Raw genomic sequence first — 405 nt, forward strand, 5'->3', positions numbered from 1 at the left:
GTCAAGGATGAATATCTAAAAGTCCCCAAGATTGGTGAAGTCAAAGCAGTATTTCACAGAGAAGTTACAAGGAAGATTAAAACGGTAACAATCTCTAAATCTTCAACTGATAAATATTTTGCTTCAATTTTGTGTGAAGTTGAAGTAACTGACGTTAAACAGTTGGGAGATCAAATTATTGGTATTGATTTAGGGCTGAAAGATTTCGCAATTGTTCACGATGGAGAGCGGGTAACTAAATATGCTAACCCCAAGCATTTAAACCGCCACCAAAAGAATTTAGCCCTCAAACAGAAAAAACTTTCTCGAAAGACTAAAGGAAGTAAATCGAGAAAGAAATTCAGGAAAAATGTAGCTAAGGTTTATGAGAGAATAGCTAATTCCCGCCAAGATTTCTTGCACAAG

At 35.8% G+C, this 405-nt stretch carries 1 protein-coding gene; it reads left to right on the forward strand.

All coding sequences use genetic code 11. The features are described 5' to 3' along the window. A partial coding sequence (locus M595_RS28590; protein WP_023070027.1) for an RNA-guided endonuclease InsQ/TnpB family protein occupies positions 1–405 on the forward strand: 405 nt, incomplete at both ends.

Origin of the sequence: Lyngbya aestuarii BL J, from assembly GCF_000478195.2 — a bacterium.
Taxonomy (GTDB): domain Bacteria; phylum Cyanobacteriota; class Cyanobacteriia; order Cyanobacteriales; family Microcoleaceae; genus Capilliphycus; species Capilliphycus aestuarii.